Genomic DNA, 425 nt, shown 5'->3' with positions numbered 1-425 from the left:
ATCAAAAAGTTTACGCGGCAAGCAACTCTTTCGCGTTCGCCAGGGTGTTGCGCGTGACTTCGCTGCCGCCCAGCAGACGGGCCAGCTCCTGCAAGCGAGCACGTTTATCCAGCGGCTGCATATGGGTTTCGGTCATCTCGCCATCGGTCTCTTTGCAGACAAAGAAATGATGGTGGCCGCAGCCTGCGACCTGCGGCAGGTGGGTCACGCACATCACCTGCGTGGACTCGCCCAGCTGGCGCAGCAGCTTGCCGACCACGGCGGCGGTCGGGCCGCTGATGCCGACGTCCACTTCGTCGAAAATCAGCGCTGGGGTTTCCATTTTACGCGCGGTGATCACTTGAATCGCCAGCGCAATGCGCGACAGTTCGCCGCCGGAGGCCACTTTGGCGATTGGCTGCAGCGGCTGACCGGGGTTAGTGGTG

General features: G+C 62.1%; 1 pseudogene. It reads right to left on the bottom strand.

Features of this window, described 5'->3' with window-relative positions:
- Nucleotides 1–10: 10 nt before the first annotated feature.
- A pseudogene (locus tag ACSIPU_RS30550) lies at nucleotides 11–425 on the bottom strand (DNA repair protein RecN); the annotation flags it as partial.

This window comes from Klebsiella sp. HN106, assembly GCF_051209435.1.
GTDB lineage: Bacteria > Pseudomonadota > Gammaproteobacteria > Enterobacterales > Enterobacteriaceae > Klebsiella > Klebsiella oxytoca.
The sequence above is the reverse complement of the archived record's forward strand: the minus strand, read 5'-3'. Positions and strand labels throughout refer to the sequence as shown.